General features: G+C 75.3%; 18 protein-coding genes and 2 pseudogenes. 11 read left to right on the top strand and 9 right to left on the bottom strand.

Translation table 11 applies throughout. The annotated features are described in order from the left end of the window. Positions 1 to 142: 142 nt before the first annotated feature. A complete protein-coding gene (locus ABD358_RS22705; RefSeq protein WP_344632966.1) occupies positions 143 to 1,390 on the bottom strand; it encodes a cytochrome P450 in 1,248 nt (415 codons plus the stop codon). 138 nt (positions 1,391 to 1,528) lie between these two features. Between ABD358_RS22705 and ABD358_RS22700 the strand changes: the two genes are divergently transcribed. After that, on the top strand, positions 1,529 to 2,908 hold the full coding sequence (locus tag ABD358_RS22700; RefSeq protein ID WP_344632965.1) for a wax ester/triacylglycerol synthase domain-containing protein: 1,380 nt from the start codon (positions 1,529 to 1,531) through the stop codon (positions 2,906 to 2,908). Here the strand turns inward: ABD358_RS22700 and ABD358_RS22695 are convergent. Next, entirely contained in the window at positions 2,889 to 4,262 is a 1,374-nt protein-coding gene (locus ABD358_RS22695) for a cytochrome P450 (RefSeq protein WP_344632964.1), read from the bottom strand. The genes ABD358_RS22700 and ABD358_RS22695 overlap by 20 nt on opposite strands. Before the next feature lie 212 nt (positions 4,263 to 4,474). Here ABD358_RS22695 and ABD358_RS22690 point away from each other — a divergent pair, with 212 nt between their 5' ends. The 4 genes from ABD358_RS22690 (at position 4,475) to ABD358_RS22675 (ending at position 7,092) form a co-directional block, all read left to right on the top strand. Then, a complete protein-coding gene (locus tag ABD358_RS22690) occupies positions 4,475 to 4,867 on the top strand; it encodes a DUF2267 domain-containing protein (RefSeq protein WP_344632963.1) in 393 nt (130 codons plus the stop codon). 139 nt (positions 4,868 to 5,006) lie between these two features. Further along, a complete protein-coding gene (locus ABD358_RS22685; protein WP_344632962.1) occupies positions 5,007 to 5,651 on the top strand; it encodes a hypothetical protein in 645 nt (214 codons plus the stop codon). Positions 5,652 to 5,719: 68 nt separating this feature from the next. After that, a complete protein-coding gene (locus ABD358_RS22680; protein ID WP_425576393.1) occupies positions 5,720 to 6,148 on the top strand; it encodes a BlaI/MecI/CopY family transcriptional regulator in 429 nt (142 codons plus the stop codon). A 5-nt stretch (positions 6,149 to 6,153) separates the two neighbouring features. After that, on the top strand, positions 6,154 to 7,092 hold the full coding sequence (locus tag ABD358_RS22675) for a M56 family metallopeptidase (RefSeq protein ID WP_344632977.1): 939 nt from the start codon (positions 6,154 to 6,156) through the stop codon (positions 7,090 to 7,092). A 90-nt stretch (positions 7,093 to 7,182) separates the two neighbouring features. Here ABD358_RS22675 and ABD358_RS22670 read toward each other — a convergent pair whose 3' ends face one another. Continuing rightward, on the bottom strand, positions 7,183 to 8,166 hold the full coding sequence (locus tag ABD358_RS22670) for a sporulation protein (RefSeq protein ID WP_344632960.1): 984 nt from the start codon (positions 8,164 to 8,166) through the stop codon (positions 7,183 to 7,185). Positions 8,167 to 8,221: 55 nt separating this feature from the next. Next, positions 8,222 to 8,440 (bottom strand): hypothetical protein, encoded by a 219-nt coding sequence (locus ABD358_RS22665; RefSeq protein WP_344632959.1) that lies wholly within the window; start codon positions 8,438 to 8,440, stop codon positions 8,222 to 8,224. Between the two features lie 362 nt (positions 8,441 to 8,802). Between ABD358_RS22665 and ABD358_RS22660 the strand changes: the two genes are divergently transcribed. From ABD358_RS22660 to ABD358_RS22645, 4 genes are all read left to right on the top strand, one after another. Further along, positions 8,803 to 10,152 carry a hemolysin family protein gene (locus tag ABD358_RS22660; protein WP_344632958.1) on the top strand — a complete coding sequence of 450 codons (1,350 nt, stop codon included), beginning with the start codon at positions 8,803 to 8,805 and terminating at the stop codon, positions 10,150 to 10,152. Then, on the top strand, positions 10,149 to 11,171 hold the full coding sequence (locus ABD358_RS22655; RefSeq protein WP_344632957.1) for a hemolysin family protein: 1,023 nt from the start codon (positions 10,149 to 10,151) through the stop codon (positions 11,169 to 11,171). The genes ABD358_RS22660 and ABD358_RS22655 overlap by 4 nt, the downstream gene beginning before the upstream one ends. Before the next feature lie 136 nt (positions 11,172 to 11,307). Then, on the top strand, positions 11,308 to 12,099 hold the full coding sequence (locus ABD358_RS22650) for an alpha/beta fold hydrolase (RefSeq protein ID WP_344632956.1): 792 nt from the start codon (positions 11,308 to 11,310) through the stop codon (positions 12,097 to 12,099). 611 nt (positions 12,100 to 12,710) lie between these two features. Further along, on the top strand, positions 12,711 to 13,376 hold the full coding sequence (locus tag ABD358_RS22645; protein WP_344632955.1) for a DUF4352 domain-containing protein: 666 nt from the start codon (positions 12,711 to 12,713) through the stop codon (positions 13,374 to 13,376). Positions 13,377 to 13,674: 298 nt separating this feature from the next. On the opposite strand, the gene ABD358_RS22640 is transcribed toward ABD358_RS22645, so the two are convergent. The 5 genes and pseudogenes from ABD358_RS22640 to ABD358_RS22620 form a co-directional block, all read right to left on the bottom strand. Beyond that, the gene (locus ABD358_RS22640; protein WP_344632976.1) at positions 13,675 to 14,625 is read right to left on the bottom strand and encodes a helix-turn-helix transcriptional regulator; all 951 of its coding nucleotides are present in this window, start codon (positions 14,623 to 14,625) and stop codon (positions 13,675 to 13,677) included. Positions 14,626 to 14,847: 222 nt separating this feature from the next. After that, positions 14,848 to 15,026, bottom strand: a pseudogene (locus ABD358_RS22635) (carboxyl transferase domain-containing protein); the annotation flags it as partial. A 39-nt stretch (positions 15,027 to 15,065) separates the two neighbouring features. Next, positions 15,066 to 15,308: pseudogene (locus ABD358_RS22630) on the bottom strand (dihydrodipicolinate synthase family protein); the annotation flags it as partial. A 146-nt stretch (positions 15,309 to 15,454) separates the two neighbouring features. Next, positions 15,455 to 15,871 carry a GlcG/HbpS family heme-binding protein gene (locus ABD358_RS22625; protein ID WP_344632954.1) on the bottom strand — a complete coding sequence of 139 codons (417 nt, stop codon included), beginning with the start codon at positions 15,869 to 15,871 and terminating at the stop codon, positions 15,455 to 15,457. A 691-nt stretch (positions 15,872 to 16,562) separates the two neighbouring features. Then, entirely contained in the window at positions 16,563 to 17,597 is a 1,035-nt protein-coding gene (locus ABD358_RS22620) for a sodium:calcium antiporter (RefSeq protein WP_344632953.1), read from the bottom strand. A 174-nt stretch (positions 17,598 to 17,771) separates the two neighbouring features. Between ABD358_RS22620 and ABD358_RS22615 the strand changes: the two genes are divergently transcribed. Both ABD358_RS22615 and ABD358_RS22610 read left to right on the top strand, forming a co-directional pair. Further along, complete coding sequence (locus tag ABD358_RS22615; protein WP_344632952.1) at positions 17,772 to 18,140, top strand: CU044_2847 family protein; 369 nt, start codon at positions 17,772 to 17,774, stop codon at positions 18,138 to 18,140. A gap of 13 nt (positions 18,141 to 18,153) precedes the next feature. Next, complete coding sequence (locus tag ABD358_RS22610; protein WP_344632951.1) at positions 18,154 to 22,491, top strand: nSTAND1 domain-containing NTPase; 4,338 nt, start codon at positions 18,154 to 18,156, stop codon at positions 22,489 to 22,491. Positions 22,492 to 22,959 lie beyond the last annotated feature (468 nt).

Below are 22,959 nucleotides of genomic sequence, written 5' to 3'. Positions count from 1 at the left end.
TCCCCCGGGGGAGTTTCCGTCGGTTCTCTGGTTTCCGCGCTCCGCTCCGCGCGCGGTGCGGTCCGCGTCGGGGACGCTTCGGGTGCTTCGACCGTTCTCCGCGGACGCGGTCGCGGAGTCACGGGTGCGGGCCCGCCGGGGATCACGGCCGGCCCCCTTCCGCGCGGCCCCGCGGAAAGCACGCGGGAATCCGTGGGGCGACGGGCAGGTGGTCGAGGTCGGCGAAATTCGGCCCGGTCCGCCTCCGGGGCGCGGCGGCGAGCCGCAGCCCCGGGACGCGCCGGGCCAGGCCGCGCGCCAGCGCGACGGCCTGGGCGCGGCCCACCGCCGCGCCCACGCAGTAGTGGGCCCCCGCGCCGAAGGCGAGCAGCCGGCCGGGCGGACGCCCGGGATCGAACGCGTGGGGGTCGCCGAACACCTCCGGGTCGCGGTGCGCGGCGCCGAGGAGCACGTGCACCACCCGGCCCTCCGGCAGGACGGTCCCGGCCAGCTCGGCGGGGGCCGAGGCGACCCGGGTCACCACCCGGGCGGGCGGGTCCCAGCGCAGCACCTCGTCGACGAACCGGTCCGCGTACCCCGGGTCGCCGCCGATCCGGGCGGCCGCCCCCGGGTTCTCCAGCAGCGCCAGGAAGACGCTGCCCAGCAGGGCGGAGGTGGTCACCACGCCCGCGCCGAACAGGGTGAGGAGGGCGTCCAGCGCGTCCCCCGGTTCCGGTTCGCACCAGCGCGGCGGCGGGATCCGCCGCCGGTGGCGGTCGATCAGCGCGCCCAGCCGGTCCGTCAGGTCCGCGGCCGCGGCGTCGGCCCGGCGCACCAGGCCGGGCGTGCGCACCAGCTCCGCCGCGCGGGAGTAGTCGTGGGCGGCGGCGCCGAGCCGGTCCAGGTCGACGGGCGGCAGGTCCAGCAGCTCGGCCAGGACGGCGGCGGGCAGCGGACGGCACACGGCCGCCACCGCGTCGGCCGTCCCCTCCCGCCGCAGCCGGTCGTCCAGGGCGCGCAGGCACTCCTCGGCGCGGCGCGCCGCCACCGGCTCCAGGCGGGGCAGGAGCCGCGGGGCGACCAGCCGCGTCAGCAGGTGCCGCTTGCGGGCGTGCCGGGGCGGGTCCGTCTGGAGGGCGCTGCGGCACAGCGCGACGGTGCTCGGGCTGTGCCGCCAGCCGGGGCGGTGCGCGTCGCGCCACCGGGCGCCGATCGTCAGCCACGTCCGGCCGGTGAGCACCCGGGCGCAGTCGCGGTGGCCGGTGACCAGCAGGGAGCCCCACGGGGTCGGCACCAGCGGCCCGGCGGCGCGCAGTTCGTCGTAGACGTCCGCGAGGCCGCGCTGGTCGGTGGTGAGCAGCCAGCGGCGTACCGGGTCGAGCGCGGTGCCGTCCAGGACCGTAGGGGCCATGGGTTCTCTCTCCTCGTCGACCGGGTCGGCAGAATACTCACACAGAAATGCAGAAAAGGAACGGAACGCACAACTCGTGTGCTTTTCGGGAAAACCGCCGAATGGTCTGCGCGGGTGTGCGGGAAAAGAGCGGAGAAGATGCCGGGAACGAGAAACGGAATCGTGCTGTCGCCCATCGACGAACTCCTGTGCGCGATGCCCGGAATTCCGGAGACCATCGGGGTGGCGGCCCTGTTCGCCGGCGAGCCGCCGCACCCGGACGAGCTGCGCGCCCGGGTCGCCGGACGGTGGGGCGGCCTGCCCCGGCTGCGCCGCGCGCTGCTGCGGCCGGAGGGGCCCGCCGCCCGGCTGCGCCCGCACCGCTGGCTGCCGCTGGAGCGCTTCGACCCCGGCCGCCAGGTCCTCGACGCCGGCGAGACAGCCGAAGACGGGCCCGCCGACGACACCGCCGACGACACCGCCGACGACACCGGCGGGCCCGGTGACGCGGACCTCACCGGACTGCTCGGCCGCCTCGTCGCCCGCCCCCTGCCCGACGGGCTGCCGCCCTGGCGGCTGCGCCTGGTGCGGCGGGCGGGGGCCGGCCGGTTCGCCCTCGTGCTGACCGCCCACCACGCCCTCCTCGACGGACGCTCCCTGGAGATCCTGCTGAGTCGGCTCCTCGACGGCGACCCCGGGCGCGGCGGCCGCCCCGGCGGAGGCGTGCGGGAGGTGCGCGCGCTCCGGGCCGCCCACCCGGACGACGCGCAGGGGAGCGCGCACGCCCGGCCTCGCGTCCCCCTGGGCCCCGGCCGGGCCCTCCCCCTGCCCGCCGGAGCGGCCGCACGCCCGGAGACGGCCTGGACGGAGGTGGACCCCGCCGCGGTGCGGGCCGCCCGCCGGGCCCTCCCGGGACTGGGCGCGACCCTCAACGAGGTGCTGCTGGCGGCGGCCACGGGCGCCCTGCGCGCCGTCCACGGCCCGCCGCACCGCTGGCCCGGCGCCCCCCGCCCGCTGTTCGGGACGTTCCCGGTGGACCTGCGCACCCCGGACGGCGCCCGGGAGCTCGGCAACGTCGTCTCGGTGGTGCGGGTACCGCTCCCGGCCGACGCGGACGGCCCCGCCGAACGGCTGGCGGCCTGCCGGGGGCTGCTCGCCGCCCACGGCCCGCTGGGCGGCGCGGACCCGGCGGCGCGCCTGGTGGGCACCGCCGCCCGGCTGGGCCCCTGGGCGCTGCGCCTGCTCGCCGCGCGGGCCGCCGCGCCCGGTCAGGCGCCCGTGGCCTGCATGGCCGTCAGGTGGCCGCGCGGCCCGTGGTTCCTGGACGGCAGGCCGATGGAGCGGGTGATCCCCCTGCCCCCGGTGCAGGCGCCGGGAACGGCCGGCTTCGCGCTGACGGACTGCGGGGGCACGTACACCCTGGGCGTCGTCAGCCACACCCTGCCCGGCCACGCCCGGCTGCTGGCCGACGCCTTCGGCCGCGAACTGGCCGCGCACGTCCGGCGCCCGGCGGAGGCGCTCAGCGGTCCGACACGGTGACGGGCACTCCGTCCCGCACCACCAGCAGCGTCGACTCGCGCACCAGCGTCCCCGGCCGGTCCCGCAGCGGCCGCAGCCGCACCCGGGCCAGCACCGCCGCCAGCACGGTCCGCACCACGAAGGGGGCGAACGACGCCCCCGGGCACACCCGCCCGCCGCCGCCGAAGACGTGCCAGGACGGCACCGCACCGGTGCACCGCCTGCCGTCCGCCGCACGCGCCAGGTGCCGCTCGGGACGGAAGGCGCCCGGATCGCCGCCGAGGCCCGCCAGGGCGTCCGCCCGGCGGTGCATCTCCAGCACGTCGAAGGCCACCCACGCCCCGGCCGGCAGACGCCACCGGCCGAACTCCACCGGCTCGCGCAGCACCCGCCCGAAGACCCACGCGGGCGGGCTCAGCCGCAGGCTCTCCCGGACGACGGCCTCCAGCCACGGCCCCCCGCCCTCCTCGCCGCCCTCCCCGCCTGCGGCCTCGTCCTCGGCGCGCTCCAGCGCCGCCGGATGGTGCAGCAGCAGGTCGAAGGCGGAGGCCAGGGCCGTCGCGGTGGTCGCGTAGCCGCCCAGCAGGAAGGCGATCAGCTGGTCGGCGAGGGCGTCCCCGGCCAGCCGCCCGTCCGCGCGGGCCCGCACCAGATCGCCCAGCAGCCCCGGCCCGCCGCCCTCCCCGGCCCGCGCCCGGGACGCGGCCTCCAGGCAGCCGGCCAGCTCGCGCCGGGCGCGCAGCACCCGCCCGTAGGCGCTGCCGGGGACGTGCCGGGTCCACGGCAGCAGCAGCGAGCCGAGGGTGATCCTGCGCAGCGTCTCGGTGAGGCGGGCGACCCGCGACGCGAGCGGATCGGCCCCGGGGCCGGAGACGGGACCGGCCCCGGGGCCGAGGACGGAGCGGACCATCAGCTCCAGCACCAGGGCCCGCATCTCCTCCAGCAGCCGGACGGGCCCCTCCCGGCTCCAGCCCGCGGCCGCCCGCCGCGCGGCCTCGCCGATCTCCTCCCGCCGGGCGAGCACCCGGGGCCCGCGCAGCACCGGCATCACCAGCCGGCGGGTCCGCCGGTGCTCCTCGCCCTCGACGACGAACGGCGAGCGCGGACCCCACAGGAACTCCGCCGCCGCGTTCCACTCGGCGGCCGTGGACGCCTCGTCCGGCAGCCGGGTCACCAGCCGGGCCAGGGCCGGGTCCGAACTCCACACGGTCACCGGCCGCCGCGGCACCCCCAGCGTGTAGGTGTCGCCGTAGCGCCGCCGGCAGGAGTCCGAGAACGCCTCGGGCGCGTACAGCATCCGCAGCCCCTGGACGGCGTACGGCAGTCGGGGACCGGGCGGCAGGTCCGCCCGCCGCACCGGCGCGGTGTCCGTCATGCTCGCGGCTCCTCGGGTTCCGCGGCCCCGCGCCCGGCCGCCGGGGCCTCCTCGCAGGGGGCCAACGAGGACCGGCGCGCGAGGGCACGGACGTTCACCCCCGCGGACCCCGCCCGCGGCCCGGAGCGGCCCGCGGGGGGTTCGCGGCGGCGATGCGGGGGACCCGGTGAGCTGCCCGAGTGGCATCCGCCGGTTGGGAAGGAAGGTCACCGATGAGGTACGACGAGTTCCTCGCCCGGGTCCGCGACCTCGGGGAGTACAAGAGCCAGCAGGAGGCGGAGCAGATCGCCGACGCGGTGCTGTCGGTGCTCGCGGCCCGGATCACCCCGGGCGAGGTGGAGGACCTGGCGGCGCAGCTGCCGGGCCATCTGAGCGAGATTCTGGAGGAGAACCGGGTGGACCAGCCCGAGACGTTCGGCGTGGAGGAGTTCTGCCGCCGGGTGGGCGAGCGGACCGGCGCCCGGCCCAGGACGGCCGAGTGGGACGCCAGCGCCGTGCTGGCCCCCATGGCCGAGGCGATCTCCGGGGGCGAGCTCAACCAGGTCCTCAGCCAGCTCCCCTCCGGGTACGCCGTCCTGTTCGGCAAGCCGGAGCTGAGCGGGTAGCGGCGGACGGCGGGCCGGGCCGCGCGACCGCGCGGGGCCCCGGCGCACGGCGCGCGTCGCACCGCGTCCACCCGTACGACGGGTGTTCGCGGTGCGTCACCACTTGTCACTCTGCGCTACCGCTGTCACCGTGGGGGGCGTGACGAACGACCTCCAGCTCTCCGCGCGCACCATCCGCCTCGCAGGCCCCGTGCGGCACCGCCCGCCGTGGACCGCCGCCCTCCCGGGCGCACCCGTCCCCGCGCGGACGGTCCGCCGGGGCGGGAGGGCCGCACCGGGCGCCGAGGGGGAGACGGCCCGCTCCTACCGGGCCGAGGTCGTCGCCGAAGGGCCGGTGAACGGCACCACCGTCGCCGTGCCGCTCGGCCGCCACTCGGCGCCCAACCGCCGTCTCGCGCTGCGCTGGCTGCGGGAGCAGGCCCGCCGCGTCGCCGACGGGCTCGACCCCGATCCGGCGGCGCCCTGGATCCCGGACGGCACGCTCGCCCGCGTGCCGGAGCGGCTGCCCGACGCGCCGGCGGAGCTGCGGCGGTGGTGCGAGGACGACGCGCGGCAGCGGGCCGCGTCCGAGCTGCTCGCCGAGGGGCTGCCGTTCCACTTCGCCGTCGCCGACCACACGGGGAGCTATGCGCTGCGGGCCTGGCCCGTCGGTGTCACCACCCCGGCGCTCGGCACCTCGCCGCTGGCGTATGCGCGGCGGACCGACCAGCTCCCGCCCCGGTCGCCCGAGCCCCGCCTCCGGCCGGCGGCCCGCCGGACGGGCTCGGCCACCCACCCCTGGTGACCGGGGCGGGCCCCGTGTTCCGGCCGCGCTCCCGCGCCGCGGAGGGGCCTTCCGGGAGCGTGGCTACGATGGACCGCCCACGGAGCGGGACACGGCTGGAGGGAGGCGGGGTGAGAGGCCGGCAGGAGGGCCCCCGACGGCGCGGCCAGGGCGAGCTGGAGACGCAGGTGCTGTCCGTGCTGCGCGAGGCGCCGGGGCCGGTGGACACCGCGTGGGTGCGGGAGCGGCTCGGCGGCTCCCTGGCGTACACCACCGTGATCACCGTCCTGACCCGGCTGCTGGCCAAGGGCGTGGTGGAACGGCGGAAGGAGGGCCGGTCGTTCGTGTGGACGGCGGCCGCCGACGAAGCCCGGCTGGCCGCGCTGCGGATGCGCAGGGTGCTGGACGCGGAGAGCGACCGCCAGGCGGTGCTGGCCGGCTTCGTGGCCGAGCTGTCCCCGGACGACGAGCAGGTGCTCCGGGAACTCCTGAGGCAGGCGGAGGAACCGGAGGACTGATGTCCATGGGGGTCTTCGTCTTCCTGCCGCTGGTCCTGCCGCTGACCGCCTGGCCCATCGCGCACCTGGCCGAACGGCGGCTGCATCCGCGCACCGCCACCCTCATGCTGTCGGCCACGGCCGTCGTGCTCGCGGTGTGCAGCACGCTGTGCCTGGCGCTGCTGGTCGTGGTGGGGACGGCGCAGCTGCCGGGCAACCCGCTGCCGGACGGCTGGTCGGACCCGGAGGTGCGCGAGGCGGTCCCGTACGACGAGGTGGCGGGGAAGGCGTCCATTCCCGCCCTGGCCGCCGTGCTGGCGGTGGCGGCGAGGACGCTGTGGCGGCACCACCGGACCGGCCGCCGGGCCCGGCGGGCGCTGGAGGGGCTGCCGGGCACGTCCGTGGCGGTGCTGCCCGACCCCGTCCCCTACGCCTACGCCCTGCCCGGCCCCTGGGGGCGCGGCGGCCGTGTGGTGGTCTCCGCGGCGGTGCTCTCCCGGCTCGGCGCGGCCGAGCGCCGGGCGCTGTTCGCCCACGAGCGCAGTCATCTGGAGGCCCGGCACCACCGGTACCTGCTGGCGGTGAGGCTGGCGGCGGGGGCCAACCCGTTCCTGCGGCCGCTGCGCACGTCCGTGGCCTACACCGTGGAGCGGTGGGCGGACGAGGCGGCGGCCCGTGCGGTGGGCAGCCGGCGGACGGTGGCCCGCGCCATCGGCAAGGCGGCGCTGGACTCCCGCGGCGCTCCGGCGGTGACGCTGGCGGGGGCCGCCGGACCCGGGCCGGTGCCGCGCCGGGTGGCGGCCCTCCTCGCCCCGGCTCCGGCGCCGCGCGCCTGGCCGCCGGTGTTCACGGCCGCCGGACTGGCGGTGTGGACGGCCGTGGCCGGTGCCGCGTTCTCGGCGCTGTCCTCGGCGAACTCGGCGGTCACCCTGTTCCTGGTGCTGAGGGCGGCCACCCCGCTGTGACGGGCCGCCGGGGCGCCTTCGGCGGCGGCCCCGGCGGGAGGGGACGGGCGCGCCCGCAGGGCCGGGCGCGCCCCTGGAAGGACCTCTCGGTCAGCCCTCTTCCCCGTCGTCCTCGAAGAAGTCCCCCACTTCGTCGACGATTTCGGCCGCCACCATCCCGCCGGCGACACCGACCGCGAGTCCCGCGGCGCCCGCGGCGATCGCGGTGCCCATGCCGGGGCCGGAGCGGTGCTCGCCGTGATGCTCAGCGTGGTACTCGCCGTGGTGCTCGCCGTGGTGCCCGTACGGTGCCGGGAAGCCGTGCGCGGGGCGGTTCTCCACGAGCTGCCGCACCCAGCCGTCCACCTCGGCGTTCCAGTCGCGGACGTCCTGGTGGCCGACGGTGAAGCGGGTGAGCGCGTCGTGCCCGCCGGAGAGGAGCCCGCCGCGCTTGTCGGCCTCCAGCACCACCTCCATCCCGCCGGGGCCGGCCAGGAAGGTCACCTCGATCTCGTTCACCGCGTGCGCGTACCGCGGGGACGGGGTGATCTCGATCTCCTGGTAGAAGGGGAGGGTCTGCCCGGTGCCGTGGATGCGCCCGTACTCCAGGTCGGCGGACCGGAACCCGAAGCCGAGCTGCCCGAAGGCCTCCAGGACGGCCTCCTGCACGGGCAGCGGGCGGACGGCCAGGGGGTCGAGGTCGCCCTTGTCCTTCGCCCCGGCGACCGCCAGCTCGGTGCGCACTCCGAGGACGACGCCCAGCGGCTGCCCGTGCAGCTCGGTGACGGGGGTCTCCCACGGCAGCGTCACGGTGAACGGGACACCGTGCTCCGCGCCCTCGGGCAGGCGGAAGCCGCCGCCGACGGTGAAGCGGTCGAAGACGACCGTGCCCTGGTGCTCCCCGCCGTCCGTCTCGGCCTCGACGCGGGCGACCAGTTCCAGGGTGATGTGCTCGATGTCGAAGTCGGCGCTGCCGCCCCTGAGGTGGACCCGGCCGGTGAGGCTGCCGCCGGGCAGGAAGGGGCCGGGGTCCAGGACCGTGTCCACCGTGGGGCCGCCCACGCCGAGCGAGCCGAGCAACCGTTTGAACACCATCGCGGCGTTCACTCCTTGTCGTGTCGTGCTGCTGTGGGGATGCGGGAGGGGTCCGTCACCTGGCCGGGGCCAGCGCGGCGAGGGCCTGGGCCCAGCGGACGTACTCCAGGTCGGCCAGGTCGGCCACCGTCTTCACGCCGAACGCCTCCTCCAGCAGTTCGCCGTCGCGGTCCGAGACCCCCCTGAGGGCCGATACCGGGGCCTGGAGGATCTCCGGCAGGGACTTGTCCGCCCATGCCTTGTCCAGCACCTTCTCCAGATCGATCGACGCCATGGTCTTCCTTCCGGTGACGTGGGGGGCGAGCGGCGTGCGGCCGTTCCGCCGGAGGCAGGCCCGCACCGCCCTCCCCAACTTCTACATGCGTGTAGAAGAATAGGGGGGAACCGCCCGCCGTGGGGCACGGGGCCGGACGCCGACCGGAGGAAAGTCCGGAAAGCTTCGGCCACCCGAAGTGACGCCGCGCTTCCGGCGGGTGTTTTGCCGACCATTTACTATGGCCTGAGGGTGTCGGTACTCTCCGGACATCCCGACTATCAGCCGAGAAAGGGCAACACACCCACCATGGGCGAACCCCCCAGTACCAGCCGTGCCACCCGCGGCCGCTCCACGACAGGTGAGCGAACGGAGGTGGCACGGTGACCGAAGTCCTGCTCCTTCTGGTGGCCCTCGCACTCGTCCTGGGATGCGCCGTCTTCGTGGCGGCCGAGTTCTCCCTGACCACGGTCGAGAGGGGCGCACTGGAGCGGGCCGCGCGTGATGGGGAGCGCGGAGCCGACAGCGCCCTGAAGGCCGTCCGGCAACTCACCTTCCAGCTCTCCGGCGCCCAGCTGGGCATCACCGTGACCTCCCTGGTGATCGGCATGCTCGCCGAACCGTCGCTGGCCGTGCTGCTGCGCGGCCCCCTCCGGGCCGCCGGACTGCCCGCCGGGGCGGTCCCCCCGGTCGCCACCGTGCTCGGCGTCACCGCCTCCACGGTGGTGCTGATGGTGCTCGGCGAGCTGGTGCCCAAGAACTGGGCGATCTCCAGCCCCCTGGCCGTGGCCAGGGTCGTCGCCGGACCGCAGCGCGGCTTCACCGCGGCCTTCCGTCCCCTGATCCGCCACCTGAACACCACCGCCAACCGCCTGGTGCGCCGCCTCGGCCTGGAACCCGCCGAGGAGCTGGCCTCGACCCGCACCCCCGACGAGCTGGCCTCCCTGGCCAGGCGCTCGGCGAAGGAGGGCATGATCGAGGAGGACTCCGCCGAGCTGTTCGTGCGCACCCTTCACCTGAGCGAGCTGACCGCGGAGAACGTGATGACCCCCCGGGTGGACGTCAAGGCGCTGGAGGCCCATGCCACCGCCGCCGACGCCGCCAACCTGACCCTGGCCACCGGACTGTCCGTCTTCCCCGTCTACCGGGACACCCTGGACGAGGTGATCGGCACCGTCCACATCCGCGACGTCCTCGCCCTGGAGGCCGCCGCCCGCCCCCGGACCCCCGTCACCGAGCTGCTCACCGAGCCGCTGCTGGTGCCCGAGACGCTCCCCGTCGACCGGCTGCTGGAGCGGCTGCGCAGCCGCCGCACCATAGCGGTCGTCGTCGACGAGTACGGCGGCACCGCCGGTGTCGCCACCGTGGAGGACATCGTCGAGGAGGTCGTCGGCGAGGTCCGCGACGAGCACGACCCCCAGGAGGAGCCCGCGCTGAGCTCCGTCGGCCCGGCCTCCGACGGCCGCGAGTGCTGGGAGGCCGACGGCGGCGTCCGCCTGGACGAGCTGGAGCAGATCGGCCTGACCGCGCCCGACGGCCCCTACGAGACCGCCGCGGGGCTCCTGGCCACCCTGCTGGAGCGCATCCCCGTCCCCGGTGACGCGGTCGAGGTCGACGGCTGGGAGCTCCACGTCCTGGACGTGGACCACCACCGCGCGGACCGGATACGCATCACCGCCCCCGCGCCGAGCGAGCCGGACGTGCGGGAACTCGTCGAGGAGGGGGCCCGGTGACCACGGTCCAACTGATCATCGGCGCCCTGACGCTGCTGACCAACGCCTTCTTCGTCGGCGCGGAGTTCGCGCTGGTCTCGGTGCGCCGCAGCCAGATCGAGCCGCACGCCGAGAGGGGCGCCAAACGCGCCCGCACGGTGCTGTGGGCACTGGAACACCTCTCCGCCCTGATGGCCACCGCCCAGCTCGGCATCACCGTCTCCTCGCTGGTCCTGGGCGCGGTGGCCGAACCGGCGATCGCGCACCTGCTGGAGCCGCCCTTCGCGGCGGTCGGCGTCCCCGACGCGCTGGTGCACCCCATCGCCTTCGTCATCGCCCTGACGCTGGCGACCTACCTGCACATGCTCGTCGGCGAGATGGTGCCGAAGAACATCGCGCTGGCCGCCCCGGTCCGCACGGCCCTGCTGCTGGGGCCGCCCCTGGTGGCCCTCACCCGGGCCCTGCGGCCGGTGATCTTCGGCATCAACGCCTTCGCCAACGCCCTGCTGCGGCTGCTGAAGGTGGAGCCCAAGGACGAGGTCGCCTCCGTCTTCACCGACGAGGAACTCGCCCGGATGGCCGAGGACGCGGACCGGGCGGGGCTGATCGAGCCCGGCGGCCACCAGCGGCTGAGGGACGCCCTGGAACTGGGCCGCCGCCCGGTGGGCGAGATCCTGGTGCCCCTCCACGAGATGCACACCGTCGGCCACACGGTCACCCCCGACGAGCTGGAGCGCACCGCCACCACGGCCGGCTACTCCCGGCTGCCGGTCACCGGACCGGGCGGGACGGTGCTGGGCTACCTCCACGTCAAGGACGCCCTCGGCGTCGTCCACCGGGACAGGCCGTTCCCGCCCGAGGCGCTGCGCAGGGTCGTGCGCGTCCGGGCCGACACCCCGATGGACGACGTGCTGACCACCATGCGCGCCGCCGGCACCCACCTGGCCGCCGTCACCGGCGACGGGGACGCGCTGCTCGGCTTCGTCACGATGGAGGACGTCCTGGAGCAACTCGTCGGGCCGGCCCCCGCCGCCGCCTGACCCGGCGGCCCCGTACCGGCTGGGAGCCCGGTCGCGCGAACCGCGCGGCCGGGCTCTCGCCGTGGCGGGACCGGGCGGACGCGCCCGGAGCCGGTAATGGGTGGTGTGCGCCCTGCCGTCGTGCGAGCATCTGCGGATGCCCGCACTCGCCGACGATCTCGGCCACCTCTTCTACACCGTCACCGGTGGCGGACCGCCCGTCGTGCTCGTGCACGCCGGCATCGCCGATCACCGCATGTGGGACGCGGTCGTGCCGGCCCTCGCGGAACGGTACACAGTGATCCGGTACGACCTGCGCGGCTTCGGCGAGTCCCCACCCCCGACCGGGCCGTTCCGCGAGACCGACGATCTGCGCCGGCTCCTGGACCACCTCGGCCACGAGCGCGTCCGTCTGGTGGGCGCGTCCTGGGGCGGCCGCGTGGCCGTGGACTTCGCCCTCGCCCACCCGGGCCGGGTGGGCTCCCTCGCGCTGTTCGCCGCGCCGCGGCCGGACCACCGCTGGTCGGCGGAGGTGATCGCCTGCGACGAGGCCGAGGCCGCGGCCCTGGAAGCGGGCGACCTGGACGCCGCCGTCGGGGTGAACCTGGACATGTGGCTGCGCGGACCCGTCCGCGACTGGGACGACGTGGCCCCGGGGCTGTCCGACCGGCTCCGCGGCCCTCTGCGGACGGCCCTGGCGAACCAGACCGTCGTGGAGGGGTACTCCCAGGACCCCGCGGCCGGTGACCTCGCCTCGATCTCCGTGCCCACGCTGGTGGGAGTCGGCAGGCTCGACGTGGCCGACTTCCAGGACATCGCCCGCCGGTACGCCGAGGAGATCCCCGGCGCCACCCTGGTCGAGTTCGCCACCGCGGCCCACCTCATCGCGATGGACGCGCCCGCCGAACTCGCCGCGGTACTGGGTCCGTTCCTCGACGGGACGCCGTGAACCGCGGCCGGGTCCGGCGGCCCTGAGGATCCCCCGGGCGGCCGCGCGGGCGGAGGCGTGCCGGTCCCGGCCCCACGAGGCCCGGTGGTGCCGGGCGGCCGTCGGCGTGCCCGGCCACGGCGACCGGCCGAGGGATGAGGAGTACGGCCGGATCACGGCCGGGAACCGGACAGCGCACCGAGGTTCTCCCGGCACCTCGCCTGGCATCACCGCGTCCGGCGAGCATCGGCCGGAATGGACGCGTCTGCCACCGCATCACCCTTTCGGGTGGATGTGTGTGCTCTTGTGTGCCTGATGGGGCCCCAGGGGGACACACTGCGGAGATCAACCCGGGCGTTGTCAACACACCCCTCTCGCAGCCTGGTTCGCGCGTTCCCCGCTCGGAGGGAGCGGTGCTGACAGGGTGTCGCTTGTTGACTCTCTTTGGCGTTCGGGTGGATGTCGTGATATGAAACGCTGGCTCGTTCGTTAACTCAGTTTCCGTATGATGGGTCGCGTTCTGTAACACACAAATCGCGGACCGGCCCGGTGCGGGCGCGGTGACGTCCGCCTTCGGACCGGACGCCGCGCCCCGAGATCCGGAAGCAGTCACCAGGAAAGAGGGGGGTCTCATGACCCAGTCCAACCCCGGCCCCCAGCAGTGGGGCCCCGGCCAGCCGCAGCAGCCGCAGTACCACGGGATGCCGCCACAGCAGCCGATGCCTCCTCAGAAGAAGTCCAGCGTGGGCAAGATCATCGGATTCGGCTGCCTCGGTGTCATCGCCTTCTTCGTCCTGATCGGCATCGTCGCCGCGGCTCTCGGCGGAGGCGACGACACCGGCGCGGAGAAGAAGCCGCCCGCGTCGTCGGCGCCGGAGGAGTCCGGCGACGGCGGGAAGAAGGACGAGGACGCCAAGGGCGGGAGTGCCAAGGAGGAGGGTGCCGAGGAGGCAGAGGAGGACGCCGCGGCGTCGCCGATCGCGGTCTCGGCGGAGGCCACCGACTTCCAGCCGACCATCCTCGCGCAGGGGGAGGACTACACCTCCGTCCTGGTCACGGTGGTGAACAACAGCGCCGAGAAGGTCAGCGTCAACCCGCTGTACTTCCAGGTCACGGGCTCGGACGGCACGAAGCGCACCGTCGAACTCGGCGTGGACGAGCGGCAGATCGACACGGTCGAACTCGCCGAGGGCGAGAAGGCCACCGGCACCGTCACCGTGAAGGGGTCCATGGCCCCGAAGGCGGTCACCTTCAGGAACGGCTTCATCGGCGACTCGGTCAGGGCGGACGTCAAGTAGCAGCCGGCCGGCCGCGGCCCGTCCCGGGTTCCCCCGGAGGCGCGGAGGCGCGAACCCTCCGCCGGGCACTCGGCCGGCTCCCCGCACAGGGCGGCACGGGGAGCCGGCCGAGTGCCCGGCGGTCCTCCACGGGGCCCGTGCGGCGGGAGTCCCACCGTCGCCGGACGCACGTCAGGGAGACCCTCGAACACACCGAGCCCGCCACGACCCCTCGCCGGAACCGCCCCCGCCCCCTCGTGCCCCGGATCCGGGCCGCGGGGGGAACGCGGACCACCGCACCGACGCGCCCGTGGTCAGGTCACCGACCGCTGCGGCCCCCGGCTCCGCCGGGGCTGCCCGTCCCGGCCTCCGAGGACCCGGCTGTCCCGCCGGCCATCGCCTCCGACCACGCGGCCAGCGCTTCGAATCCCTGTTGGGTCCGGGCGTCCTTGGCGGGGGTGTGCACGATGATCGTCTGCTCCGGAGACGCGGTGATCCGGAGTGCCTGCCAGTCCAGGGTGAGCTCTCCGGCGACGGGGTGGCGGATGCGCTTGCGCCCCGAGGTCACGCCCTGCACCCTGTGCCGTCCCCACCAGCGCCGAAAGTCGGGGTCACGGGCGGACAGCTCTTCGACCAGGTCGTCCAGCCGGGGATCGTCCGGGTAGCGGGTGGCATCCATGCGCAGTCGTTCGACGAAGCCGCTGGCGGCATCGGACCAGTCGACGTACAGCTCCCGTACCCGAGGTTCGAGGAAGACCATGCGGGCCAGATTGCGCCGCTCGGGATCGACTTCGGAGAAGTCGAGGAACAGCGCGGCGCCCATGGCGTTCCAGGCGATGACGTCCATACGGCGGCCGAGTACGACGGCCGGGACGCGGGCCATGCTGTCGAGGAGCGTCTGCGTCTCGGGCGTCACGGTGTCGGCCGGGGGAGAGGCGCCGAGGGGGAACGCCGCACGCGCACAGGAGTGCAGGTACTCCCGCTCGGCCCGGGTGAGTTTCAGCGCCTGGGCGATGCTGCCGAGCACCGCATCGGACGCATGGGTCATGCGCCCCTGCTCCAGACGGGTGTAGTAGTCGACGCTCACGTCGGCGAGTTGGGCGACTTCCTCACGGCGCAGTCCGGGGACGCGGCGAATCCGCCCGGTTTCGCGCAATCCCACGTCCTCGGGGGACAGAGCCGCCCTCTTGGCCCTGAGGAACTGCCCCAAGACGAGATGCCGTCGCGATACCGCACCCACGCTCTCGATTATGGGCCATGGGACGCGCATGCCTGCCGGGGGAGCGTTCGGCTCCCGCGGGAGCGGCTGTCCCCGCTGCGGTGTCTCCTCCACCGGATCAGCCCCCGTCCGCGGCCCAGGCCTCCTCCGGCGCCAGGACGCCGCGCGGCACCGCGCCGGACGGAGCGACGCGGGGCGGGAGGCGGCGAGCGCGAGGAGCACCGCCATGACGGCGGCCACCTCGTGGTCCTCCGCGGTGCCGCGCACCACCCGGATCACCGCGATCTCGCCGGCCGGCCAGGGCAGGGGAGGCCGGCGCCGGCGGACCGGGAGTCCACGGCGGTGTACGCGCCGCCGTAGGCCTTGCGCGGGATCAACTGGACGCGTGGCACGGCGGCGTTGCGGTACGCGTACAGCAGTTTCGCGCGGTGCCGGATGATCCCGCCGTCCTGCACCACGGGGTGGACCGGGTTGTGCCCGGCCAGTTCGGCCGTGTGGCCGGTGGCCGGGCAACTGATGTGCGCGACCACCGGCGCGCGCTGCCCGGCCACCGGTACGGACAGGCAGGTCACCCGTTCACGTTCGGTGAAGGACAGGTCCAGGGACTCTCCGGCGTGCGTCAGCGGGCACAGGGCGGTGAAACCCGAGCCGAGCAGGAACTCCACCTGCGCGGCGTAGATTCCGGCGTCCATGCCACCGGTGTCGTCGTACGGCGTCAGCGGGCAGGCGATCATGCCCTCCCGGCGGCCGGCGGAACCGGCAAGTCCCGTTCCCTCCCCTTTGCCGGTCGCTTTCACCGGTCACCCGGATGCGTCCGGCCGCCCTGATGCGGCCGGTGGCGTGCGCCGTCGCGGCCGGACACGGCGGCACACGGCCCGGATCAGGCCCGGGCGGGAACGGCGGCCCTGACGACCGCCTCGGCGACAGTGGTGTCCTGGACGACGTCCCCACCGGACACGCCGACGGCGCCGATGACGTTGCCCTCCTCGTCGGTGATCGGCAGGCCGCCGCCGAAGGTCACCAGGCCGGCGTTGCTGTGCTCGATGCCGTACACCGGGCCGCCGGGCTGGGAGATCTCACCGATGACGGAGGTGGGCATGCGGAAGAGCACCGCGGTCTTCGCCTTCTTCAGGGCGATGTCGATCGAGCCGAGCCAGGCGTTGTCCTGACGTGAGAACTGGACCAGGTGCCCGCCGTCGTCGACGATCGCGATGTTCATGTCCACGCCGATCTCTTCCGCCTTGGCGATACCCGCCTCCACGCGGGCAAGGGCCTCCGCACGGGTGATCGCAGTCATGGACGAGCCTCCTCGGGTTTTCCCGACGTCAACGGGATTCCGGATTCACTGATGACGGCCGGCCGCCTTCCGCCCGGCCGGGCGCGGCTTCACGATGCCCCGGGCGCACAAGGCTTCACCAGTGAGGATTCCTCCGGGGAGACGCGTTCCAGGGACCGGGAGTCCCAGGAACGGCTTCCCCGTGCGACCGGCCGCCCGGTCACCGTCTTCCCTGGCGCGAACCCGTCCACGATGCTCACCGTCAAGCCGGTGCGAGCAGAGTGGCCGCCTGTGCACCACTCCAGCGGACGTGACCCACCGCCCGTTGCCGACCGGCAGGAACGGCCGCAGCCGTTCCCACTCGGCATCCGCCGGATCACCCCGGCCCATGCCCACACCGGCGACCCGGACGCGAAGCAGTCACATGACCGGCCGGACAAGTCCCGGTCGCAAAGACGCGGGCGGGCGGACTGGTCTCAACCGCCGGGCGGTACCAGGGAGGCCCGTACAGGCGCGTACAGCGGAACCCCGGACCCGTACAACGGAGCCGTGGCGGTGCGTCACCGCTTGCCGCCCGGCGTGACCGCGCGCCACTGTGGTGGCGCGGCGGACGCCGTCCCGCCGTACCCGTCCCGGCCACCACCCCGTGTACACCCCCTCCCGGTGGCCGGGACGGGAACCAGGGGACGGCCCGGGCGCCCGGAGAAGGCCGCTAGAACACCAGCACCGCCACACTGCCCAGGTAGACGGCGGTGAGCAGCACCCCGTCGAAGCCCAGCCCCAGCCAGCCGCGCCGCTGACGGAGGATCAGGCCGCCCAGCAGCACGGTGGTCATCACCAGGGCCGCGCTGATGAGGAACAGCTCGTCGGAGCCGGCCGCGTGGAACAGCGAGCCGCCGCGGAACGCCACGTCGCCCACCACGAGGTTGAGCGCGTCCAGGCAGTTCCCGCCGATGATGGCCGCGACGGCCAGCGTCACCGCCCCGCGCCGGACGGCCGCGACGGCCGCCACCGTCTCGGGCAGGGCGTTGACCACGCCCATCAGGACCGCGCCCACGAAACCCGCGCTCAAACCGGTGGAGTCCAGGACGCGCTCCGCCGCCCGCGCCACGGCCCAGCCGCCCACCGCGACCAGGGCTGCTATCACCAGGAACTCGGCCCACAGCCCGCCGCCGCCCCGCCCGGGCGCCTGCTCCTCCTCCGGCACGTCCGGCAGGGTCTCCCGGGTGCGGACCGCGTGCCACATCGGCTCGCCCTGCTCCCGGATGAGCCGGATGCCGCCCCAGTACAGGGCGATCATCACCGCCGACGCCGGATGAACCCCCCACAGCGTCACCTCGGGACTGAAGGAGGCCATCAGCGCCACCCCCAGCAGCCCGACGAGCAGGCAGCCGAACAGCATGTTCCGCACGGAGGCGGCGGCGTGTTCGAGGTTGGCCCGCCGGTGGAAGGCGTCCGCGACCACCACCGCCAGGGTCTGCGCCGCGATCCCGCCCACCGCGTTGCTGTACGCCAGGGAGGGCCGGTCGGCGACCGCGCTGACCGCCGTCATCACGATGCCCGACAGGGAGGTGACCAGCCCGAAGAACACGGCGCCGAACAGCGCCTCGCCCCACCCCGTCCGGTCGGCCAGGACGTCCCCGAGCGTGGCGAGGCGGGCACTGCACACCACCGTGACGGCGGCGGCCAGGGCGAAGACGGCGATGCTCCAGCCCAGGCTCCACGTTCCTGTCAGTACCGAGAACACCCGGCCCTTCCTTCCCCGAGAGCGTCGACGGCGACATACGGCCGGAACCCGCATACCCGGTCACGGGGCCGCCATGGCGGAGGGCGGGAAAGGGTGGACCGGACACGGTGACGGGTGTTCAACTGAGCGTCGTGGTGCCCGCAGGGCGAGAGGAACCCGAGGGGGAGGAGCGGCATGGCGTACACGGGGGAGATGCGGCTGTCGGACGGGACCGGGGTGCTGGTGGAAATCGCCGACACGGAGGCCGGGGGCATCGACCGCGTGGGCCGGGCGTCGTCGGTGGCACGCGGCGCGTCCGAGACCCTGCAGGAAGCGCTCGCACACGTCAGGCCGGCCCTGGACGCCGTGGCCGGGAGCGTGCGGGGCATGGTCCACCCGCCCGAGACGGTACGGGTGGACTTCGGCATCAAACTCTCGGCCGAGGCGGGCGTGGTGATCGCCAGGGCGGCCACGGAGGCCAACTTCACGGTGAGCCTGGAGTGGCGGACGCGGGACGACACGGCACGGCCGTCCCCCGGCGAGCCGTCCGCCGCCGCGGAGTGAGGGGGCCCGGCGCATGGCGGTCCACCGGGACGGCGGCGGGCTGGAACAGGGCCTGGCACGCCTGCGCACCGCGTCGGGCGAGGTGGCCGGCGCGGGATTCCTCATCGGCGCCGACGTGGTGTGCACCTGCGCCCACGTGGTGGCGAGGGCACTGGAGGCGCCCACCGTCCCGCAGGAGGCCCCCCGGGACGCGGTGGAGATCGAGTTCCCCCTGCTCGGAACGGGACGCGGCACGGCCGTCCGCGCCCGGGTCGTGACGTGGCGGCGGATCGAGGAGGACGGCACCGGCGACACCGCGCTGCTGCGGCTGGAGCACCCGGTGCCGGGCACCCGGCCGGTCCCGCTGGTGGACGGCACACAGGTGTGGGGGCACGGCTTCCGGGTGCTGGGCTTCCCCCGGCACGCCGAGGACGGGGTGTGGGCGGCGGGCACGCTGCGGGGCCGCCAGGGCACGGGCTGGCTCCAGATGGAGACCGGCGCCGGGGGGCAGCACATCACGCACGGCTTCAGCGGGACCCCCGTCTGGGACGACGAACAGGGCGGTGTCGTCGGCATGACGGTGGCCGCCGGGCGGGGATCCGGAGCGACCACCGCCTACCTGATCCCGTCCGCCGAACTCGTCGACGAGCGGATCCTGCACCCCCGCTGCCCCTTCGTGGGACTCGCGTCGTTCGGCGAGGAGGACGCGGAGTTCTTCCACGGCCGCGAGGACGACACGCGGCGGCTCCGGGAAGCCGTCCGGCGGCACACGCTGACCCTGGTGGCCGGCCCCTCGGGAAGCGGGAAGTCCTCGCTGGTGCGCGCCGGGCTGCTGCCCGCCCTGCGGACGGACGGCATGACCGTCTCCGAGGTGCGTCCGGTCGCCGGGGAGCGGCCCGCCGCGGTACCGGCCCGCGCCCTGCTGCCCCTCCTCGAACCGGACCTCGGCGGGATCGACCGGATGGACAGGGCGAGGGAACTGGCGCGGCACATCTCCCCGGACGGCCCGGACCGGCCCTTCGACCCCGCCGCGGCGGCGGAGTTACGGGCGCGGGTCCTGGCCCGCGCCGGGCGCGACGGCCACGTGCTGTTCGTCGACCAGTTGGAGGAGTACGCCGCCACGGCACCGGACGCCGCCCGGGAACTCCTCGGACTCCTCGTCGCGCTCGCGGGGGAGGCGGACCGCGGCCGGAAGGGGCGGCTGTGCGTCGTCGCCACCGTCCGGGCGGAGTCCCTGGAGGCCCTGACGACCTCCCGGACGGCCGGGCTGCTCAGCGGCGCCGTCCAGCTCCTCTCCCCGCTCTCCCCGGAGGACCTCCACCGGGCGGTCACCGCTCCGGTGGACGCCGTGCCGGGAGTGTGGTTCGAACCCGGACTCCCGGAGAGGATCGTCGCCGACGCGGCCGGCGAACCCGGGCGGATGCCGCTGGTGGAGTTCGCCGCCACCCGGCTGTGGGAACGCCGGGACCGCTCGATGCTCACCCACGCCGCCTACGAGGAGATCGGCGGTGTCGCCGGGGCGCTGGTCGGCTACGCCGAGGACGTCTTCCGCACGCGCGTCACCCCGGACGAGGAACCGCTCGCCCGGAGGCTGTTCGCCCAGCTGGCGCGCCCGGACGACAGCGGCGGCTACACCCGCAGGCCCACACCCGCCAGCGACCTCGACCCCGGACTGCGCGCTCTGGCACGGCGGTTGAGCACCACCAAACTGGTGGTCGTCGGGCGCTCCGCCGACGGGGAGGAGGTCGTCGACCTCGCCCACGAGGCCCTCACCCGGCTGTGGCCCCGCCTGCGGCGGTGGCTCGACGACTCCCGTGACTTCCGGTCCTGGCAGGAGGAGCTGCGCCGGGACCTGGGACGGTGGGAGCGGGACGGCGGGACCGACCGCCTGCTGGGCGAGCGGGACCTGGCCACGGCCCTGCACTGGCTGGAGCGGCGTCCCGGGGACGTCTCCGCCGCCGAACGCGACTACATCCTCCTCAGCCGCGGCCACCAGCGGCGCAGCCTGCGCCGGCTGAGGGCGACCGTGGCCGCCCTCGTCGTCCTGGTGCTGCTGGCGGCCGGCCTGTCCGTGGCCGTGTGGCGCGACAACCTGCGCGCCGAGGAGCAACTGCGCACCCAGGCGTCCCGCCTGCTCGCCGACATGGCCGACCGCTACGCCCGCGACGAACCGGGGACCTCGCTCCAACTGGCCCTCGCCGCCTGGACCGCCCGCGAGACGACCGAGGCGTACGGGGAGCTGCTGCGCCAGTACATGCGAGGGCAGTGGCTGACCCGCAGCCGTCCCGCCATGTGGCCCGGCGCCTTCACGAGCATGGACGTCACCCCGGACGGCGGGACGGCCGTCATCGCCTCGTCGCCCGGGGGCGGGACGGCACTGACCGTGGTGAAGGACCCGCTCGGCGACCACCCCCGCCACTGGCGGCTGCGGAACGTCCCGACGGACGAGTGGAGAAGCGCCCTGAGCCCCGACGGCAGCAGCTACGCCCTCGCGACGGCGGACGGCAGGGTGCGGGTGTGGGACCTGGCGGAGGAAGGGGACCGCCGTCCCCGCGTCCTGGGCTCCGGGGAGGAGCGGGAGAGCCGGACGACCAGCGCGTTCGTGGACTACAGCGGCGACGGCAGGCGGCTGCTGCGGGCGCTCGTCCACGGTCCCGGCGCCCGGAGCGAGCACGGAGGCCGCGTCCTGTCGGTGTGGGACCCGCACACGGGACGGGCCCTGAGAGCCGCCCCCGGCCTGTTGCCGGAGGAGTCGGAGGTGCTCGGGGCGGCCTTCGGGCCCGATGACGGCACGGTGATCGTCGCCGACAGGGAGACGACGGTGCTCAAGGACTTGCGTACGGGCCGCCGGCTGCGCGCCTTTCCGGCCCCGGCCAACGGCATCGCGGGGGGCGGGGAGGTGCTGTGGAGCGGCCCGGGCGGCGAGAAGCCCGGATCGGCCAGGAACCTGGCGCGGAACCGGGTGGTCTCCCTGCCCGCTTTCGTCCACGACAAGGACGTCACCGGCGAGTACGCCTTCACCCTGGAAGCGGACGGCGGGGGCTACTACTACGACCTGGGCCTGGCGAGCCTGCGCACCGGCGAGAGTCACCGCACACGGATACTCCGGAACGGCTCCGGGACCTACCCCGAGGACAGCGTCGCCGTCGTGCCGGGCGCGGACGGAAGGCCGGTGGTCCTCTTCGCCACCGCCGACGCGCTCATGACCGCCAGGGCCGACCCGGTGGAATCCCTCCGGGTGGGAGTGAAAACCCCGGGGGAACGGAACGGGCGGCTGTCCCCGGACGGCAGGTACCTGGCGTACTACGGGAGCGACGGCGACATCGAGATCGTCCCGGCCGCCCGCACCGACGTCACGCTGGCGAAGGCGGAGAAGGCGCTCGCCCCCGGTGCCGTGCCCGTGTGGACCGCCGACTCCGAGCGGGTGGTGCTGCAGGGGCCCGGCGGCGGGCTGACCGCCTTGCCGGTGCGCGACCCGGACGGCCGGGTCGACCTGTCACGGGCCCTGGGGACATCCGGCGAGAAGCCACCGCGGATGGAAGCCGTGGAACCGCTGCACGGCAGCCGGATCGCGGTGCTCACCGAAGAGGACGGCCTCGTGCTGGTGGACGCCGCGCGAGGGACCCGGCGGGCCCCGCCCGTCATGGTCGGGCCGCAGGGCGCCGGAGGACGGGAGAAGGGCCCTTTCGCGCAGACCGGACAGCTCCGGGCCCGGCCCGGGAGACCCGACGAGATCGCTGTGGTCACCGACGCGGACCGCCGGCAGGGGCTGGTGCGGATGTGGAACCTGCGCACGGGAGAGCTGGTCCGCACCCTGAAGACCGGCAGGGTCCAGGGGGACTACGACTTCGGCGACAGGACCGCGGCCCGCATGCTGTTCACCCCCGACGGGAAACACCTGCTGACGGCGGGCGAGGACGGCTTCCTGCACCGCTGGGACGTCGACCGGGGCAGGCGCACGGGACGTCCGTTCGGCATCGGTGACCTGGACGTCCCCATCGGCCACGGGCACGACGGCATGCTGGCCGTCCTGGGAGGCGAGGCCGGCCTTGATCTCAGGGACCCCGGGACGGGCGACACCATCGCGTCCCTCTCCGGGCCGGTGTTCCTGGACGCCGTCATACGGGGCCACCGCCTGATCATCGCCGGAGCCGACGGATACCAGGAGCTGGACCTGCGCGGGGAGAAGATGTTCGAGCACCTCTGCGCCGCCGTGGGGCGGGACTTCACCGGGGCCGAGAAGGACCTGCTGCCCGACGGCGCCCCCGGCGCCCTTCCGCCCGACTGCGCCCGGAAGGGGGGAAGTCGACCCGGAGGGCGCACCTCCCCGGCCCCGGAATCCCCTGAAGGCGGGAACGCCGGGCAGCCGTAACGGTTCGGCCTCCGGGCCGCCGATACGGTCCGGCCATGGTCGGGAACGGGGCGGGCGCCGGCCCGCCGTCACCGAGCTGCGGCTGTCCGCCTTCCGGCGGCACCGAGGGCTGCGCGTCCCCCCGGCCCCGCTCACCCCGGCGACCGGGGCAGCGGGAGCGGCAGGCCCACGGTGCCGGAGGCGTACGAGGCGCCGGCGCGGCTCGGCGGCGGCGAGAGAGCCCGGGCGAGGTCTTCGGCGGGGTGCGCGGCGGCCCGTCGGCGTACGTGCCGCGCGGGGCGCCCCTGGACGGGCAGGGCAGGCGCGGCTTCCGGACCGGGTGCACGGTGGACGGGCCCGCCGGTCCGGTCCGGCCCGGCCTCGCCGTCCGGACCGAGCCGCGCCGGCGCCTCGCGGGCGATCGGCTGACCGGTGCGGACGGCCGGGCGCTGCTGTCCACGGCGCTGCGCGCGGTCCAGGTGCAGTGGC

The sequence above is a fragment of the Streptomyces glaucosporus genome (assembly GCF_039533345.1).
GTDB classification, from domain to species: Bacteria; Actinomycetota; Actinomycetes; order Streptomycetales; family Streptomycetaceae; genus Streptomyces; species Streptomyces glaucosporus.
The sequence above is the reverse complement of the archived record's forward strand: the minus strand, read 5'-3'. Positions and strand labels throughout refer to the sequence as shown.